The sequence below is a fragment of the Methylocaldum gracile genome, from assembly GCF_053646815.1.
Genome location: NZ_CM132196.1, coordinates 2,538,334 through 2,555,395 on the forward strand (window position 1 = coordinate 2,538,334; position 17,062 = coordinate 2,555,395).

The 17,062-nt window shown below is 49.7% G+C and carries 16 protein-coding genes; 3 read left to right on the forward strand and 13 right to left on the reverse strand.

Annotated elements, in window-relative coordinates; genetic code table 11:
- The first annotated feature begins 701 nt into the window (after positions 1-701).
- From ACWJJK_RS11170 to ACWJJK_RS11180, 3 genes are all read left to right on the forward strand, one after another.
- Positions 702-1,721, forward strand: a complete 1,020-nt coding sequence (locus ACWJJK_RS11170) for an Rpn family recombination-promoting nuclease/putative transposase (protein WP_077732273.1) — start codon at positions 702-704, stop codon at positions 1,719-1,721.
- Positions 1,722-2,013: 292 nt separating this feature from the next.
- Positions 2,014-2,337, forward strand: a complete 324-nt coding sequence (locus ACWJJK_RS11175; protein WP_077732274.1) for a hypothetical protein — start codon at positions 2,014-2,016, stop codon at positions 2,335-2,337.
- A 98-nt stretch (positions 2,338-2,435) separates the two neighbouring features.
- Entirely contained in the window at positions 2,436-2,597 is a 162-nt protein-coding gene (locus ACWJJK_RS11180; protein ID WP_454129012.1) for a hypothetical protein, read from the forward strand.
- A gap of 323 nt (positions 2,598-2,920) precedes the next feature.
- On the opposite strand, the gene ACWJJK_RS11185 is transcribed toward ACWJJK_RS11180, so the two are convergent.
- The 13 genes from ACWJJK_RS11185 to ACWJJK_RS11245 form a co-directional block, all read right to left on the reverse strand.
- Positions 2,921-3,487, reverse strand: coding sequence for a Uma2 family endonuclease (locus tag ACWJJK_RS11185; RefSeq protein ID WP_086133382.1), 567 nt, complete (start codon positions 3,485-3,487; stop codon positions 2,921-2,923).
- A gap of 274 nt (positions 3,488-3,761) precedes the next feature.
- Positions 3,762-4,733 (reverse strand): glycosyltransferase family 2 protein, encoded by a 972-nt coding sequence (locus ACWJJK_RS11190; protein WP_454129013.1) that lies wholly within the window; start codon positions 4,731-4,733, stop codon positions 3,762-3,764.
- Positions 4,734-4,755: 22 nt separating this feature from the next.
- The gene (locus ACWJJK_RS11195) at positions 4,756-5,139 is read right to left on the reverse strand and encodes a GtrA family protein (protein WP_454129014.1); all 384 of its coding nucleotides are present in this window, start codon (positions 5,137-5,139) and stop codon (positions 4,756-4,758) included.
- A 21-nt stretch (positions 5,140-5,160) separates the two neighbouring features.
- A complete protein-coding gene (locus ACWJJK_RS11200; protein ID WP_454129015.1) occupies positions 5,161-5,826 on the reverse strand; it encodes a class I SAM-dependent methyltransferase in 666 nt (221 codons plus the stop codon).
- 21 nt (positions 5,827-5,847) lie between these two features.
- The gene (locus ACWJJK_RS11205; protein ID WP_454129016.1) at positions 5,848-7,143 is read right to left on the reverse strand and encodes an NAD(P)/FAD-dependent oxidoreductase; all 1,296 of its coding nucleotides are present in this window, start codon (positions 7,141-7,143) and stop codon (positions 5,848-5,850) included.
- 2 nt (positions 7,144-7,145) lie between these two features.
- Positions 7,146-8,084, reverse strand: a complete 939-nt coding sequence (locus ACWJJK_RS11210) for an NAD-dependent epimerase/dehydratase family protein (protein WP_454129017.1) — start codon at positions 8,082-8,084, stop codon at positions 7,146-7,148.
- A 2-nt stretch (positions 8,085-8,086) separates the two neighbouring features.
- The gene (locus ACWJJK_RS11215) at positions 8,087-8,830 is read right to left on the reverse strand and encodes an SDR family oxidoreductase (RefSeq protein WP_086133378.1); all 744 of its coding nucleotides are present in this window, start codon (positions 8,828-8,830) and stop codon (positions 8,087-8,089) included.
- Positions 8,830-10,167: an FAD-binding protein gene (locus ACWJJK_RS11220; RefSeq protein WP_454129018.1), complete on the reverse strand. Its 1,338-nt coding sequence runs from the start codon at positions 10,165-10,167 to the stop codon at positions 8,830-8,832. The genes ACWJJK_RS11215 and ACWJJK_RS11220 overlap by 1 nt, the downstream gene beginning before the upstream one ends.
- The gene (locus ACWJJK_RS11225) at positions 10,164-11,585 is read right to left on the reverse strand and encodes a UbiA family prenyltransferase (protein WP_086133376.1); all 1,422 of its coding nucleotides are present in this window, start codon (positions 11,583-11,585) and stop codon (positions 10,164-10,166) included. Before ACWJJK_RS11225 ends, ACWJJK_RS11220 begins: the two co-directional genes overlap by 4 nt.
- 528 nt (positions 11,586-12,113) lie before the next feature.
- On the reverse strand, positions 12,114-14,069 hold the full coding sequence (locus ACWJJK_RS11230) for a hypothetical protein (RefSeq protein WP_454129019.1): 1,956 nt from the start codon (positions 14,067-14,069) through the stop codon (positions 12,114-12,116).
- A gap of 313 nt (positions 14,070-14,382) precedes the next feature.
- Positions 14,383-14,937: a hypothetical protein gene (locus ACWJJK_RS11235; RefSeq protein WP_454129020.1), complete on the reverse strand. Its 555-nt coding sequence runs from the start codon at positions 14,935-14,937 to the stop codon at positions 14,383-14,385.
- Positions 14,909-16,021 (reverse strand): acyltransferase family protein, encoded by a 1,113-nt coding sequence (locus ACWJJK_RS11240; RefSeq protein ID WP_086133372.1) that lies wholly within the window; start codon positions 16,019-16,021, stop codon positions 14,909-14,911. Before ACWJJK_RS11240 ends, ACWJJK_RS11235 begins: the two co-directional genes overlap by 29 nt.
- 111 nt (positions 16,022-16,132) lie before the next feature.
- Positions 16,133-16,963 carry a class I SAM-dependent methyltransferase gene (locus ACWJJK_RS11245; protein ID WP_454129021.1) on the reverse strand — a complete coding sequence of 277 codons (831 nt, stop codon included), beginning with the start codon at positions 16,961-16,963 and terminating at the stop codon, positions 16,133-16,135.
- Positions 16,964-17,062 lie beyond the last annotated feature (99 nt).

Sequence of the window (17,062 nt, forward strand, 5' to 3'; positions counted from 1 at the left end):
TTTATCGCGGGAAAACCCCCGGCTCTGCCGCAATGCCATTAAGTTAAGCCGTCATTCCGGCAGGGATTGCTCACCCCATCCCTGGGGTTCGTCCTACGGACCGTGCTCCGCACGTCCAAATTTGCTCCTGGCAAATTTGTGCCGGACAAATCGGCAGGGCGAGGCGCAATGCGGCGAGCGGGCAGGCCAGGGAAGGACTGCCCCGGACTCGCGAGCGAAGCGGGACGGCGTAGCGTGGCGAGGCCGGTTTGCACGCATCGCGCCCGAAGGGTGCCGGGCAGGATCGCCCGGCATGAATCCAGTTCACAGGGATTGTGAATGGTCGAAACCATCCGTGGTCACTGGACCCCGGCACTCCAATCGCAAACGGTGTCTTCGGGAAGGGCGTGGCCGGCGCTCCCGGCCAGGCCGTTTGCGATTGGAAGGGTCATCCCAGCGCTCCTGGGATGACCGTTTGCGATTGGAGCACCGAAGCCACCCTTCCCTGCCGGGGTGACGAGATGGCTTTTATCCGACGGCGGTCAGGCCCCTTCGAAGGGTCAGCCGTCGAAAGCCACCGGCTTTGCCGGTGGATCGTTACTGGTTCAAACAGCCGTAGGTCAGCAATCCTTTGGCGACCAATGTGGCTCGGAAGGATCGCGATTAAAGCGTCGCGCATGGGGTCTGAGCACCATTCCGCGCGAGCGCTATAATACCGCCCCATGGCCCAGCCCCTTACCGATCCACATGACCGTTTTTTCCGCGAAACCTTCTCCCGTCGCGACGTGGCGGAGGGCTTTTTGCGGAACTATCTGCCCACGGCCGTTGCGGACCGCATCGATTGGGCGAGTCTCGCCATCGCTAAGGACAGCTTCGTGGAAAAAGCCCTGCGTCATCATTTTTCCGACCTGCTGTACAGCGCCCGCCATCGCAATCGGGAAATCAAGATTTATCTGCTGGTAGAGCACAAAAGTCATTCGGACACCTGGGTGGCCCTCCAATTGCTGCGTTATCAAGTGCGTATTTGGGAGCTGCACCGTAAGCAAAAGCCCGGCGAGTATCTGCCGCCTATCGTGCCGCTGGTGCTTTATCATGGCCAGCAGCGCTGGCAGATACCGGACCGTTTCCATGCCCTGTTCGGCGTGCTGGACGAAGACTTAGCGTTCTATGTGCCGGATTTCCACTACGAGCTGTGCGACCTTACCCTGCCGGAACCGGCGAAAGTCCGCGACGCGGTGCTGAGCCGCCTGGTGCTCCTCGCTCTCAAGCACATCTTCGACCCGAATCCGAAGCAGGCGCTGGCAGGCATTCTTCCCCTAGTTCGGGAAATCCTGAATCGAGATACCACTCTTGAAATGTTGGAAGTAGTATTGCGCTACTATGTGCAAGCGAATCCAATATTGGAAGAAAACGACATTCGCGAATTGCTCACCGACATTGCCAACCTGGAGGACTATATGCCCACTTTTATAGACCGTTACATCGAACAAGGTCGGCAGCAAGGATTGTTTATTGGAAGACAGGAAGGAAGACAAGAAGGCAGACAGGAAGGCAGACAGGAAGGAAGACAAGAAGGCAGACAGGAAGGACAGGCTGAATTGTTGCTTCGTCTGATGACCCGCAAATTCGGTCCACTCAGCAAGAAACATCGTCGACTCATCGAGCAGGCCGACGGCGATACCCTGCTGCGCTGGTCGGAACAGGTGTTGTTCGCAACAACGCCGGACGAAGCTTTGCGTTGAGCGGTCATGTTTTGCTCCGTATTTTTGAGGAAGTTCTGCTCAGGTCCTTCGACGGGTTCAGGACGAACGGTAAAGCGTTGATTCCGTTTGTAGTGGGCCTGTCGAACCATGAACGGCAACGGCATCAGCTTGTCCAGAGTTTCCCTAAGCGTAATTTTCTGCAGAGCCGATATGAGGGATATCCTGATCCGGTTGCCTACGGGCCTCATCGGCAACTCGACGAATGATTACCCTGGTGGTGGCAACCCCAAACCTCAGAACCGTCGCTTCACACCGAATCCCGTAACCCTCCATGACCATAGACATTGATCAGTTCACCGAGGCCGAACTCATCGACCTCAACCGCCGGATCGTCGAGCGCCTGCGCTTTCTCCAGCAGATGCGGGCGCACGCCACCATGCTGAAGTTCTCGATCGGCGCCCGCGTCTGCTTCGATACCGACGACTTTCGCCGTATTACGGGAACGCTGGTACGCTACAATAAGAAAAGCGTAACCGTGGTGACCGACGATGGCCATCGTTGGACTGTCTCGCCCGGCTTTCTCCATCCGGTGGAACCCCGCGATATTACGCCCACCGTCGACGGATTAACCTGCAGCATTCACCCTCGAAAGTAAGACTTCATCCTCGGAGATACCCCTGCCCAGTCGTTGCGACTTCGCAGAACGCGTGCATCAGAAAGCGACCCGCAAATATCTGACAGAGGACATTTGAAGTGGATAAAGAAAGCAAACTCGAAGAAGAGATTCTGGCTTTCTTCGAAAGGGACGAGTGGCGATCCGTGCCCAATCTCAAGGAGGAAATCGCGCTATGCATCGACTACCTTCGCTTCGCTTGCCACGGACAAGCGCGTCAATATACGTATCTCATCCCGTGACCTTGAAGATGTTCAAGCTAATGCCGCGGAAGAGGGAATCCCTATCAGACATTGATGGCCAGCATACTTCACAAATACGTCACCGGACGCCTTGTCGAGCCCGCCGTCTCGTTCAACCCAGACCTCGCTCAACCGGGCATTGGATTAGAGCGTTTTTCACCCCGGTTTACCTGTTCGTGTCGAAAAGGAAGATCGTAGGTCGGCAATCCCTTGCCGACGAAGACTTGACGGCCTCGATCCGCCTAAAAAATTGAGACAGTAGTAGGATGGGCGAAGCGCCAGCATGCCCATCAACACATCGCTTGAGACAGCCGACCCTACGGTCAATCCAGCACCTCCGTGAGATCCACATCGATTTCCGGCAGCGCCAGAGGTTTTAGGTGCTCGCCCGCGCCGTGCCGTTGCGGCGCGCGGTAGCCCTCCGCCGACGGTTCACGGAACACCTCGACCGTCCGGCTTTCGAGATCGACCAACCAGACTTCCGGAATACCGTGGCGGCCGTACAGCGGAATCTTGACCGAGCGGTCGTATTCGAGGGACGTATCCGCGACTTCGATCAGGAGCAGGATGTCCTCTGGACTCGGGTGAGCAGCGGAGTAACTGCGATTAGCCACAATTGCGAGATCCGGCTGAGGCTCACTCCCATCGTTAAGCAATACGGGATTTTGCACACGTAGACGTCCCTTTTTTTTTAATTGTCTTGCGATCAGCTGAACAAATTCGTCTACGGTATTTGCATGTTTGCTGCCAATCGGCGCCATATCGATGACTTCCCCCTCGATGAGCTCTACCCGGTCATCTTCGGAAAAAATGCCGGCTTCGCCCATGCGATGGTAGTCCTCGACGGTGATCCGGTGACGGCGCGGAAACGATTCGGCATTGACATTCATGACGGTCCTCCACAGGAGCGGATAGGCCAAAACTTAGGCGCGCAAGAGGCGCCTGTCAATCGGTGGCATGCGCCTGCATTGGTTGCTGGGATATCACGCCGCCCGGCTAGGGCGGCTCTTCATAAGACCCGCAGAGTGGGCAATTGACGCCGCGAGTAGCGAGACCCAAGAAGGTCGGCATACGGACTCGGCAGAGACGCCCACCAGACTTAGAACGTGAGCTTTCCAGCGACACCGGATTCTTCGGACGAGTATCTTGATTTTTCCGTTCCGCTCAGCGACCACGGCGGCTGGGAATAAGACGCTTATCCAACACACGCCAAATTTCCCGAACAGTGGCGACTCGGCTAACTTGGATTTTCTTGCGCTTCGCCCAAGCTTGAGGCAACCCTTTGATAGCATGCCACTTGGCGCGGAGAATTACCCGGCCTTGCCCGCGAGCCGTGAACCACACTACTGTGACAAGGTTCAGCAGCACATGCATAGGTAAGAGGAGCCAAAACAGTGCACCTGGCATGTTTTTAACAAAGGTCCAAACCAGATTGCGATGGCCGTGATAGACAGAAAAGTCGCTATGCTGTCCACCTGTGGTTGCTGAGCCCACATGATGAACCACTGCATTCGGAACATACATAGCTTTGTGTCCCGCAAGACGCAGCCGAAAACCTAAGTCCACGTCTTCCACGTAGCAGAAGTAATCTTCGTCAAATCCGCCAACATCAACCAAAGCCTGTCGCCGATATAGAGCCGCGGCTGCGCACGGAGAAAAAGATTCTTCGGCGATATTGTCGGCCTCGCCTAGAAAACGACCGTGGCCGTCTCGCCAGACTAACCCGGAGAAGTGATAGACATCTCCCTTTCCGTCGAGTATTCCGGTCATTCCGTGCACCATCTGTCGCGAACCGAAAACTGCTACTCTCGGGTGAGACTGTGCCGCGTTGACCAATCGTGCCAGCCAGTCAGGCTCAGGGAAAGCATCCGGATTAAGCAGAGCCACAAACTCAGTATCACATTCTTCGAAGCCACGGTTATTTGCTGCAGCGAAACCAAGATTGAAACCAAGTCGCCTAACTATAACGCCCGGCACCAATTCCGCACGCTCCGCCGAGCCATCCGTACTCCCGTTATCGATGACTAAAATACGCTTTGGTTGAACTGATTGCCGTGATAGATGCGCGAGACATTGATCCAATAAAAAGCTTCCGTTCCAATTAACAACAATGACGGTAACCAATGTTGTCGTCATATGTGACCTATATTAACATCGATTATCGAAAGGTTAGTAACTTGTGTCCGAAATAGCTGGTTATTACAGGAAACAATACACCAGCTAAATGTGCCGAACTTTCAACATGCTCCATAACACCCATTGCAGGTAACATCCACCGAGCAAGCAACACACTGATGGCCAGTGTTTGGGCTAGTGCTAGCATATTTATTAGAACGTACTTTGTTATTTGTGGTAGGACCGGTTTTTTCTCTCCACCAAATACGTAAAGACGCATCAGTAAGAACCCAGAACCTAAGCCTACAAAAAAAGCCGCCACAATGGACGCTTCAAAAGGGATCCAGATTGAAAATAGAAAACGTGATGACCAATTTAACAAAGCAGCTAAACCACCTGATATCAAGAAATAAATAAACTGCCGCATCAGTTGCTTTTTCTTGTCCTTTTATTGCTTATAAGCAACGATAAAAAACTGCTTGCCAAAGACCGGCCAAATAAAACGCATATGTAAATACATCTTTAATGCAATCAAAGGTGGATTCAATCCTCCCGACATCGTATAAGGCAAAAATCTTGGAACTACCTCTTTGATAGCGAACCCACGTAATTTAAGGACTTCAGCCATCGAGCTATCGGTAATTGGGATATAGTGATCCCAGTAATCCCAATAACTCCCTAGCACATAACGGATATTTGGGCCGAGACAAATAATAATACCGTCTTTTTTTAAGCACCGGAAAGCTTCATCAAGAGTCGCTTCAATAGCCGATTTACTCGGAAGATGTTCCAAGAAATTACTCGTGAATACGACATCAAGAGATTCATTGCCTAAAGGCCAAGTAGTGGCACAGTCTTGGTGCAAAAATTTTGCATATCCGTCGATCCGACGACCGCATTCTGGATTCAAATCCATTGCGAATTTCTGGCCGGCTTGGATATTTTTTGAAAATTCCCCCCAACCTGCGCCAAGATCGAGCAAGACTGATTGGTTACTTATATATCGAGAAAAAAAATCATTGCATAAAACTTTCCAGACAGAATCTCTATATTGAGTATTAGAGGTAAATCTCTTCTCGTATTCGTCTTGAAGAAGTTTCGACCGCTGATCCATGGTAAATATTAAATAAGAACTTTAAGTTAAATTGCTCTTCACTAGATTGGCAATGTTCCGACCGAAATCTATACTTTCGGAAATGCCCCGATCTTCAGGATAGTAGTAAGAAGTATCGGCTACCCATAAACCGTTGATGGGGAGAGCAACAGGCGGCAACTTGTCCAAATAGCCTGGCTCACAAATCGGCTGGGCATATCGATATCGGCTGGCGACCAAGCATAAGAAATCGTCATCGGACAGACTTTGGTTGATTTTCTTTAAATAGCGTTTCACCTTTTCCAGAAATACCTGATCTGGTTCGCTGAACTTAGGATTTTCGCCGGGCATGTAGAACGGCACGTATATTACGTGATGATCAAGAGGACGCAGATTGCTGTATTCCACTAAACCTGGAATATCCATTTCAGGATCGTTTGTATTAAGCCAGAAATTGTCGGTTACGGGCTTCCGTAATTTGGCAATTACACAGACGACTGCAATATTCTTGACTGATTGAAAAGCCTGCAAAATCTCCACCGGCAAGTCCGGCATCAATTTAGGCACATAAGGCAAGGGAACAGTACTTATCACTTTGTCAAAGGCATGGAATACACCATTAGTTTCGATGCCTTTAACCTTCCCTGACTCAATTGCAACTTTTGTAATTGGCGACTTCAACCTTATTTCACCACCACGCGTCTCGATAGCAGCCTTCAACGCTTGCAGAAGGGTTTCGGATCCGCCTTCCAGATATCCCAGTTTTTCTCGAAACAGATCGTAGCGTGAACGACCGATTCTGCGGATGCGGCTCCATATCCAAGCAGCCGATAAACCTTCCGCAAAGTCGTAAAACTTATAATCGAACAATCGACGCCACAAAACCTCATATGCTTCTATGCCCACCCAACGTTTGATCCAACCGGTTGCCTCAACCTTGTCCAGAGGCCGCCAATCGTTGCGTTTGGTTGACCAGAAAGCGTGAAGTCCGTAGCGTACTTTTGCACGCCATCCCAGACCCTGAAATTTCAACAAAGCAATCGGATTACCCCAAGGCTGAACGTGGCCTTGAAACCAATAGCCCATTTTGGTCTCGACCCAGTGCATTTTGCTAGACAGCTCTAACTCATCCAAAACCTGAAGAAATGCACTATCAGAAATGCAATGGAAGTGGTAATAACGCTCGATAGGAAGCCCGTCAAAATCGAATGTGGCGGTCATGCCGCCAATTCGGTCATCTGCCTCGAAAACGACAGGCTGATGCCCATCGAGCACCAATTGATAAGCAGCAGCCAAGCCCATCGGGCCAGCGCCAAGTACCGCAATACGTTCGCCCATACTCAAAACTCTAGGACCACTTTACTGTAAATCGGGTCATTAAAGGTCTCATCGAGTGCCTTCGAAAAAGGCGTGTAGGGTACACCGAAAATGCCGGGCCAATCGATCACCTCAAACTCATCTTTGGCGATCAATGCCGACAACTGTTGAGTAGTAAATGGAGGATTCTTATCGAAGACTCCCCAGGTCCAAAGCAGGGCATAAAACAACCTATATGGAATTTTGGTGATTACAGTTTTTGCACTGGTGGCACGCTTTATTTCGTGAATGATGTCAATATAATCGATCTTTTCGTGACCAGATATATTATAAATGCCGTTTGCCTGGTTTTCGATGCACCTGATTATGATGTTACAAAAGTCGCCTACATACAGAGGTTGCCTCATATAACGGCCATGCCCGGGTATCGGGAAAACTGGGGTCTTTTGCATAAAACGAGACAGCCAGCCCAAGTGCTTGCGATCAAACCACCCAAACATCAAAGTCGGGCGCAATACCGAACAAGGGATGCCACTTTCCAACACCAATTTCTCCTGATATTTCTTGGTGTTGGTATAAAAGTCATTAACTACTGATTCGACTACCGAAGAACTGATATGAACTAAGTAAGGCACTCGATGAGACTTGATCGCGTTAAGAACCTCTTGAGTCGAATCTACGTTGTTACGCACAAACTCCTGATACTCCTGGCCGCTAATTTGAGCTTGCAACATGACTACAACATCAGCCCCTTCGAAATGGCGATGCCAAACTCCCGGTTCGGCTAAGTCAGCAAACTCTGCGGTAACTTCTGGCTGAATTTTTTTCAAAACATTCAAATTGGTACGGTGCTTATCTAGTACAACGATGTTGTCGTATCCCTTAATCTTCAGGCGGGCAACAAGATTTTGCCCAACTAGGCCGGCACCGCCGGCTAGAATGACGCGTGTTTGTTTCATCATTCTCACAACTTTATCCGCTTAAGCACTAGATTCGGTATATGTAGGATGATTAGCATGATGAACTGCCAGAACCAAGGTGTATAAAGGACGTCCCGCTTTTTTTCGATTGCACGTACGATGTCGACTGCCACTTTTTTCGCTGGCGCGAGCAAAATCGAGGGCAGAGGGAGTCCTCGGGTCATTGGCGTATCAACAAAACCTGGCTTGATAGTCAAAACATGCACGCCGGACTTGAGTAGGCGGCTGCGCAAGCCGCTAGCAAAGGTATCGATTGCCGCCTTGGCCGCACCATACAGGTAGTTACTCGCCCGGCCACGATCGCCCGCTACCGAACCTATAACCGCGATTACCCCATCGCCCTGCTTCTCAAATCGGATCGCCAGACTTGCTAAGCAAGAGATTATGCTTTCAGCATTGGTTCTAAATTCGCGAACGGCATAATTGATGTCAGTTTCGCAACGAACCTGATCTGGCAACGTGCCGTAGGCGATCAAAACCGCGTCAATACGTGAAAATCTGCGCCATGCTGTATCCAGCATTTCGGGTAGGCTTACAGTGTCATTGGCATCCATGACGTAGGTTGCTATGTCACTTGCACCGCGCACAGACAAGTCGCTGGCTATTACATTCAGTTTTTCGGCATTGCGCGCCACCAAAAAAAGCCGGGCACCTCGACCTGCATAAATACGCGCCACAGCCTCGGCGATGCCGGAGGTAGCGCCAACGATCAGAATGCTTTGTGTCATTATGTTACTCGTTTCCAAAATCGGGATAATAGCTGTGGGTCGCGCAGGGCTTCCACCCGCTGCCAAGCTGGATAGGCTTGTTGAAAGTGGGAGGCGCTCATGTGAGCATCCTTAGCCGGGTAAAGACGGCCACCCGCGTCATGCACCAGAGCATCCAATTTATTGAAGAGACGGGAAATAGCCGGTTCGTATTGAGGAAAATCGAGTGCCAGCGTGACGCCAGATATTGGAAAGGAGAGCAATCCAGGTGAAGAAATGTCTCCGAATTGCTTGAGTACGGCTAGGAACGAGCCCGTGCCACTCCGGGAGATTTCTGTCATCACCGCGCTGAGAACCTCATGGGCATCCTGTCTCGGCACCACACACTGAAACTGCTGAAAGCCATTTCTACCGTACATACGGTTCCAGTGAAGAATGCCATCCAGCGGATAAAAGAAAGGAATATAACCAATGCGTCTTTGGATTTCTTTTGCCCTATGTCGGTAATAATAAAACGTATTGAACGCTCTCACGGTCAGCGCGTTGACCAGCGATATCGGAGGGTCAAACGGCATTGTCAAGGGATTGCTTCGGACGGTCGTTAATTCTCCTTCGTAAGCATGGTTGCCCACGATGTAATGTCCACGGCCAGTATGTGCGCCTTCAGCTAAACAATCGATCCAAGCCACGCTATATTCGTGATGCGGATCGTGCAGACGCGAAAGATCAAAAAACTCTTCCAAGTTGCCAAACCGGATGCTGCGTTGCTCAATCTGACTTGATGTCACCCGGCGTAATTGCATCTCGACAGAGACAATAATTCCGGTAAGACCTAATCCACCCACTGTTGCTGCGAATAACTCGGGATGCTCTTCGGGCGAGCACGCTACCACTCCTTCGTCGCTTCGGTATAAAACCAGGCGACGCACGTGACAGCCAAAGGTACCTTTCACATGATGATTCTTTCCATGCACATCGTTCGCAACTGCGCCGCCTAAGGTCACAAAGCGGGTACCGGGCGTCACCGGCGGGAACCAACCGCGCGGTAGAGCAATGCGAATCAACGCATCGAGCGTCATCCCAGCCTGAGCAGTAATGACACCAGCCGTCCAATCCGCCACCAACACTCGATCCATGCTGCGCATGGAAAGCACGTTGCTAGATGCCGCTAGACAAGAATCACCATAACTGCGGCCCATGCCATAGGCCAAGGCGCCACCGGTGAAAGCACGACGTTTGTCATTTTCCGAAGATGTGCACCCCGCAAGTGTGCTAGCTATCTCGCTAGCCCAATTCACAGGGTGCGGCTGCTGCGGCAGACGGGGGTAGCGTCCCCAAGAAAGCAGGGGCGTACTCATAACGTAGCCAAGACAAATACAGTCAGGAATCCCACACCTGTCCAGCGGCTGACATTGTCTCTCAATGCGAACACAATCGGGTCATCGTGCATCTGTCCGCGGTGCGCCAACAACCAAACGCGGCTCAGCCAGAACAGTAACAGCGGGCAAGCCGCCCACATCCACTCCGGCGAACGGTAAAGTGTGGCCGACGCCGCTTCGTTGATATACAGCGCTAACACTAACACTGAGAGATAACCCGATGCCCCTCCCAGCGACGCCAGCAGCTCGAAATCCGCAGGGTAATAGCCCCGCCCGGCAGATTTATCCTTCTTTCCTTTTTTCCGGGCGTCGTGCAACTCGGTATAGCGTTTAACAAAGGCCAGGCTCAGGAAAATGAACATGCAGAAGGCCAAGATCCAAAAGGTGGCGACCAGTTCCATGGCAGCGGCACCGGCAACCACCCGAATCGTGTAAAGCATCGCTAAGGCAACGACATCGAGCATGACGACGCGTTTGAGCCATAGAGAGTAGGCCAGGGTAAGCAGGTAATAGCCACCTAACAGCATGCCGAAGAGCACAGGCAACTGCCACAACGCCAACGCCAAGGCTCCCATCAGCAATATCGGTATAAAAAACAGTGCGTGTAGAATCGGCAAAGTGCCTGCTGCCAAAGGGCGATTGCGTTTGGTCGGATGCTGTCGGTCATCTGGAAGGTCCAATAAATCATTCAACAAGTAAACGCTGGAAGCACAAGCCCCAAAGGCAATGAATGCCACCAAACCGTTCCACAGCAACGGCCACTCCAATACTCGGTGTGAGGCGAGTAGTGGGACGAATATCAATGTGTTCTTCGCCCATTGATGGATCCGAAGCGCTTTCGTGACGGTACGAACGTAGGATGGTCGCTCGTCGAAAACTTGCCCAATCTCACCCAGCTTACTCGCGGCAGACAGTACACCACGCTCTGGGTTAGCGACATGAATCGCAGCGGCTGAGCGCCATACCGGCAAATCAGCGGACGAATTGCCAACGTATGCGTAACCGTTCTCGCCAAACCGACCGACCAAAACATCCCGCTTGCGATAGGAAGAAAGATTCTGGCTTTCTGTGGCTAACACCTCCTCGAAAATACCGACATGATCCGCTACCGTTTGGGCAATTCGCTTATCCGATGCGGTCGCAAGGACTAGTTTGAACCCAGCTTCATGTTGCCGTTGCAACCATGTCAACAAGGACCTGTTGTAAGGGAGCGACTCCACATTAGGTAGCACAGCATCCGCTAGTCGGCGCTTGAAATGTGCTTTACCTCTCATTAGCCAGAATAGAAGCGAAAACAGTCGCAGAGGATGGTGACGGAGGAACAAAAACAGGTTCTCCACCAGCATGTCAGAATTGACGAGGGTACCATCAAGATCGACTACAAGCGTGCGAGTCACTGGCAAATGTCCATTAATTCGAGTTCGAAACCATTTCGGATTGTTTCAAGAGTACTTCACAACTACAGCCACAGGTACAGTTGCTAGTAGTTTCAGTGGCTTGCAAATGACAAAAGGCCGGCTTAGCGCAAGCAACCAGAAACAGAGAGCTTACAAAACCGGCTGCCGCTTCAAGTTCGAAGCTCGAAACCGCAACGATAGCCGCAGCCAAAGTTTGGGAACTCGGGAACTCAAACGGAATTGCCCAAGGGAAACCTGCAACGGGGATTTGGTAAGCAAGCGTCCAACCTTCTTTAACCATCCAATAGGCAGTTAGCGCAGTTTACGTCTGCCGAAATGCATGTACATTTGCCAGTGGCTGATGAATGTAGCCGGACGCTATATGTGTACAGAATAGGAAGGCTGAAGCGGCGAGCAGGTACACTGTATAAGACCAGGCTGCCGTGTCTCCAATTCTCTGCGGGATCCCATTCGTACACAGTTCCCCAATACTGAACCGAAAGAAATTTCCTTTGCCATGCTTGTTCTCTACTGCCTCTGACTGGATGTCATCGGAATCAATTTTGATACCAATCCCCAAGAAATAAGTGCAGCAAGAGCAAAAGCCGCAGTTGGATCAATGGTCAATGCAGATTGTAAAGGCGAAAAAAACCAGACTGTACCGGTATAGGACATCAATATAATCAGACTCAGACTAAATAGTCGAGGATAGCGTTGGTGAACAACGACCGTGCCGCCCAGAGCCAAGCCAAATACTGCTGCCTGTGGCCAGACAGGCAGTACCGGCGGGACTAAAAACCCAAGGACAACAAGTAACCACGCAGCGATCGAAATTCCTGCCAAAACCAGAAATGGTCCAAGATGATGGAGCACTTCGCTTCTGCGTAATGCGATTAGCGAGACCCATGCGGTCACAATAGCAAATAACGGGATAGCTATGTTGCCTTTGGACAATAACATGAAATCCCAGGCACGAAGTTTGTCGATTGCGCTGGCACCAAAATCCGAGTTCAACCCAATTTGCGTAACCGGATGGTGTAGTGGCAAGAAGGCTTGGAGCAGCATGGCGCTTTTGATATCTAGCCACTGCCCAAAACCCATTTCACGGTATCGGTCAGCCAGCATCTGCCAAAGCGAGAATTCGGGATATTTAAAGCCATAGTCACCCGTTAGAGCGTACTTTGTTACAGGGTCAGCACTCGGTAATACAGCCAATTTGTATACGCTCCAACTGGCAAATAAAGCTAGTGCAATTCCAAATCCGACGAAGATAGTGCGTGTATAGCGGCGCAAATTCCAGAAGAGAAATAGCAAGCCCACCGGTGCAAGGAAAAGCGCGGTGCTTGAATGGGCTAACATGCTGAATGCGCCGAGCGCAAAGAAAAGCAGGATCGCCGATTTGCTAGATTCAACCGCGCTGTGACTACATGATTGCCACGCCAAACCAAACGCCACAAGCGCAAATGCCGCACCAAAGGCTTTCGGCCAACCATAGACTGTATTGAATAAAACGAATGGGATGCAAGCGACAAATACCAGAACAGCCATTCGGCCCCGATCATCCAGCCTCTTGCCAAGCGTCCTCAGCAGCCACCAAACAGCCGGTATCCAAAATGAATTCAGCGCGACCGCTGCCGCGTTGTAAGCGGAGCCAAGAAGATAATTGCCATCATTGTTGGTCTGAAGTAGCGCGAACACATCTGATAGGAGCAAATGGGCTCCCGCCATTAAAGGTGGCCTATCGGTCGGCAACCAGTCTCCTCCAAAAAGTCCTTTCAGATCCCATCCATGGTGTATTGCCTCGGCAAACATCCAAGGCAACTCGTTGTCCGACGACCACGTTGCGGGCCAGAAGCGGTAGTTTGGCTCCCAATGCCCGAGCCCGTTGTAGGCCAAACTCGAAATTGCAAAATATACAAGGCTGAACACTCCCCAGATTCGCGCATAGGGTATCAGTTGGCTCGCCGTTTGACGCCGCGCTTCAGGCCCGGCTAAATTCAAAGAGACTGCTGATGCCGCCAGCACAACAACAATGCTAGTCCACCGCCAACTGTTTGGCATGCTGCTAGCTAGATAAAACATCCCTAGCGAGGCGCTGCCTAACGAAATCAACGCAAGCGGGAGCGGGTCTAATGCGAGCTTCCGTGTTGCAAAAGAAGCTCCAGCGAACATTACAAATGAAAAAATAGCGAGCGCGGTAATAAAGTAGGGTAAGCGCCCGATAAATGATGATTTTAGGTATGAAAGAAACGAAATACCATAAACCGTACCGACACCAGCATAGTGTCCGCCTTCGCTACTACGAAATTTGAGCACCATGTCAGTCTCGCACCAGCTATCTGGTATCGTGACAATAGATTCGCTTAATTGATTGTTAACTGATCCATTGAATACTGGAATTTGTTTCTGGTTGCCTATACACTCGATAACCGCGGTGACAAGGCCGAGTTGCGACTTGGTTGAGCCTGAAATAGCCACCGACATGTATTGTGTCGGTTTAAATGGTGCAGATTCAAACTCGAGAGGCCTAAAACCCTTACCACCCATGAACGTTCGACAGATGACTGATTCTTGAAAAGTAACGACGGATTCGCGTACATGCACGAATTGCTGGGGGTATCTCGATAATGAGATACATGGGCTGCTAACGATGTCTATATCGCTGGTGGGCAATGAGCCCAGGGGCTTTGCTCCTGATTCTCGAGTTATCGCCAACAAGAACGCGACAAATACTAAAACAACTGCTGCCGTAATGAGAAGATTTGCCCTGACCACTTGTTTTTTTGATTTTGCGAATCTAGTAGATATGGAGTTTTCTTCTGTTATCACATCTTTGGTCAAAATCGCCAAATAACAAAATTAAACTAACCGAGTAGAAACCCGGCTGTATTTCTGTTTCGGATAAGTCGAGAACGAAGCCCGAGTTGATGAGGGTTAGTGGGAGATTGAAATAGTCGACGACGTCAGGTCTAGGTAATCCTGCTGTAGCTAGGTAGTAATAGTCCACGCCTGCCTCGCTTTTCAGATGGGCAACGACCCGATCCGGGATTCGCAATTTTTCCTTATCGATCCCCCAACCGGAGATTTCGACATGTTGGCCTTTCTTAACGCTGTGTACAACGTCAGACATTTGCGCGCCGTTAATGTACTCAATATTGCATTCACCACCAGGACGCAAAGAACTAACTCTCAGGGTTTCGGGGGAAATAGAAACGGCCTTTTGAACCACTTTTTCGTCGTTATGCGGCTTTGCAATGACAGGCACTTGGCTAGGCGAAAACCACGTTGCGAGAACAAGGGCCAAAATAAAGACGTATACGCTGTCAGAGCGAGTTGGTAATCTTTTTCCCATAGGCCATACCAGGCATTTCGATGAAACGATACGAGATAAATGCAACCAAGGTTACGGCCCCAAGCGTTACTGATGCGCAAGCCAAAAAGTTTTTCAAGCCACCTCCGAGACGCAACCCGATTAGTAAATAAACATCCAGCAAGGTAATAACAATTAATGGATGCCATAAGTAGAGACTAAAGCTTATTTTCCCAAGGGTAGTTGTTGTCGCATTTGTGACTAATTTGTTCGGCCAAATACAGACTGAAAGGATTAGCATCATAAAAATGATGCTCCAGACATAGAGGTCCAAACGTACACCCTTGATAGCACTAAGCACGCCATATGTAGCAGGCAGGTATATGACGCAAAGAGCGCTTACCAACGCCACTAACATTATGCCCCCCCCTATGACTTTATTCTGTATAAAGCCTGTTTTGTGCCAAATTAAATAACCAAGGACACCAGAGAGAAATGTTGGCAAATGGGTTATTATATTTAAATAAGAATACGATCCAATATTTATTGTTGATGCCGCCGAATAGAATGATGAAGAGACCAGTATCGCAATTGCCACCACCAGGATACCTATTCGCAGGCTATTTATGATTGAAGCCACAAGAGGAAAAAATAGATAAAAAATAATTTCAACGCCTATTGACCACCCTGCCCATACGATACTTTCATGTTTGCCAGGAACCAGTCCGAAAAGCAGCAAAAAGTTCAGCGTAAGATCATGAAGTGTAGCCGGTAGGTACCCCCACTTCATTTTTGTCACTACCATCCAAACAACGATCATGAAATAAAATAACGGCGCTATTCGAAAGTATCTGCGGATGTAGAATTTAGCAATAGACAGACGATCTCCAAGCTTATCCATGTAGCCATAGGCAAGCACAAAACCACTTAAAGCATAAAATAGTGGTACACCAAGGCCAAACCTCTCCTTTATGACAAGCAGATAACTAGGGACTGGAATATTGGGATTTGGCAAGAGGACCATGTGGTAAAGGATAATCATCATTGCGGCAATAGCCCGTAGGGATTCAACTCCATCTAGTCTCGGGCGTATCTCTAATTTGACGGCCCCCACGTCAGCATTCATGAATATTTTTATCCTAACGGCAATTTAATCGGAAGCAAATAAATACAACAGCCCTTCTGTTTGCATATGCACAGTTGCCTATGCAGGAAAGCCTATACGTAGATTTCTAATTCACTTCCTTCTGAAGAACATTATTGGGTGTGATTGCCGTGACGGATCGAAGAGAAACCTTTCAAGGGTGAAAATATCTGTGTATGCGTTCCTGGCATAGTGCTCGGGTATAAAAGTTTCTCCGTAGAAGTCTGAATTCATGGCGCCTCCACCGGTGACACCATTGGCGTTTGAGTGCACGAACTCACCTCTGTCGTAACGCGCTCGGGCGTGACTAAAGTCAGTAAACATCATTGAGAGGGCATCTGAATAGGCGCCGAGGCCTTTGCCTCGCAGAGATTCACAATAGTCAAAAAATGAGCGACCTCTCGTGGTAAGTGCTAATAGCGCGCCGGGCTTAGTAATTCGGTAAAACTCATGCATCCATTCTTTACATGCCTTTTCAGACAAATGAGAAAAAACAGAATATCCAACGACATAGTCGAACGAATTTTCATGCAGCGCCGTTGGCGGGAATGGAGTTGTTACATCAAAATTATTGCTTCTAAATGTTTCTTTACAGATATCGATGAATTCCCTCATAACATCCACACCATAGATGTTAGAGAGTGGTAGCTCGCGCAAAAAAAAGCGAGCAATGCGACCCCAACCGACACCAAAATCGAGCAATTTGTTATTTCCAGTAATAGGCTTGCCCAAAATTTCGAATGTTTCAATGCAATCCTGATAAAAGATAAATGCCTCCTTGAGCGTATTAACTCCAGCCTGTCCGGTTGTATTCGATTGTATCTTGTCTGATGGAAAACCAGGCAGCTCCATGTTGTTGAATAGGACGGGGGGTTGTAAGTAGCTTTTACATACCAAATCAAACCAATTAGCTTGTGAAATCATTATTTATCTCTTCTTGATCGGTTTTATGTTGTCTATATTTTTATATGGTGGCGCCGGTTCGGCAAGCCGTAAAGATTGATTGGGGAAATAAGCCTGCCT

What these genes read in the sequence shown, in the direction of transcription:
- ACWJJK_RS11185 (WP_086133382.1), bottom strand. Translation starts at nt 3,487, where the DNA reads ATGAATGTCAATGCCGAATCGTTTCCGCGCCGTCACCGGATCACCGTC.
- ACWJJK_RS11230 (WP_454129019.1), bottom strand. Translation starts at nt 14,069, where the DNA reads ATGTCGGTGGCTATTTCAGGCTCAACCAAGTCGCAACTCGGCCTTGTC.
- ACWJJK_RS11210 (WP_454129017.1), bottom strand. Translation starts at nt 8,084, where the DNA reads ATGATGAAACAAACACGCGTCATTCTAGCCGGCGGTGCCGGCCTAGTT.
- ACWJJK_RS11215 (WP_086133378.1), bottom strand. Translation starts at nt 8,830, where the DNA reads ATGACACAAAGCATTCTGATCGTTGGCGCTACCTCCGGCATCGCCGAG.
- ACWJJK_RS11200 (WP_454129015.1), bottom strand. Translation starts at nt 5,826, where the DNA reads ATGGATCAGCGGTCGAAACTTCTTCAAGACGAATACGAGAAGAGATTT.
- ACWJJK_RS11170 (WP_077732273.1), top strand. Translation starts at nt 702, where the DNA reads ATGGCCCAGCCCCTTACCGATCCACATGACCGTTTTTTCCGCGAAACC.
- ACWJJK_RS11240 (WP_086133372.1), bottom strand. Translation starts at nt 16,021, where the DNA reads ATGAATGCTGACGTGGGGGCCGTCAAATTAGAGATACGCCCGAGACTA.
- ACWJJK_RS11245 (WP_454129021.1), bottom strand. Translation starts at nt 16,963, where the DNA reads ATGATTTCACAAGCTAATTGGTTTGATTTGGTATGTAAAAGCTACTTA.
- ACWJJK_RS11205 (WP_454129016.1), bottom strand. Translation starts at nt 7,143, where the DNA reads ATGGGCGAACGTATTGCGGTACTTGGCGCTGGCCCGATGGGCTTGGCT.
- ACWJJK_RS11235 (WP_454129020.1), bottom strand. Translation starts at nt 14,937, where the DNA reads ATGGGAAAAAGATTACCAACTCGCTCTGACAGCGTATACGTCTTTATT.
- ACWJJK_RS11195 (WP_454129014.1), bottom strand. Translation starts at nt 5,139, where the DNA reads ATGCGGCAGTTTATTTATTTCTTGATATCAGGTGGTTTAGCTGCTTTG.
- ACWJJK_RS11220 (WP_454129018.1), bottom strand. Translation starts at nt 10,167, where the DNA reads ATGAGTACGCCCCTGCTTTCTTGGGGACGCTACCCCCGTCTGCCGCAG.
- ACWJJK_RS11190 (WP_454129013.1), bottom strand. Translation starts at nt 4,733, where the DNA reads ATGACGACAACATTGGTTACCGTCATTGTTGTTAATTGGAACGGAAGC.
- ACWJJK_RS11175 (WP_077732274.1), top strand. Translation starts at nt 2,014, where the DNA reads ATGACCATAGACATTGATCAGTTCACCGAGGCCGAACTCATCGACCTC.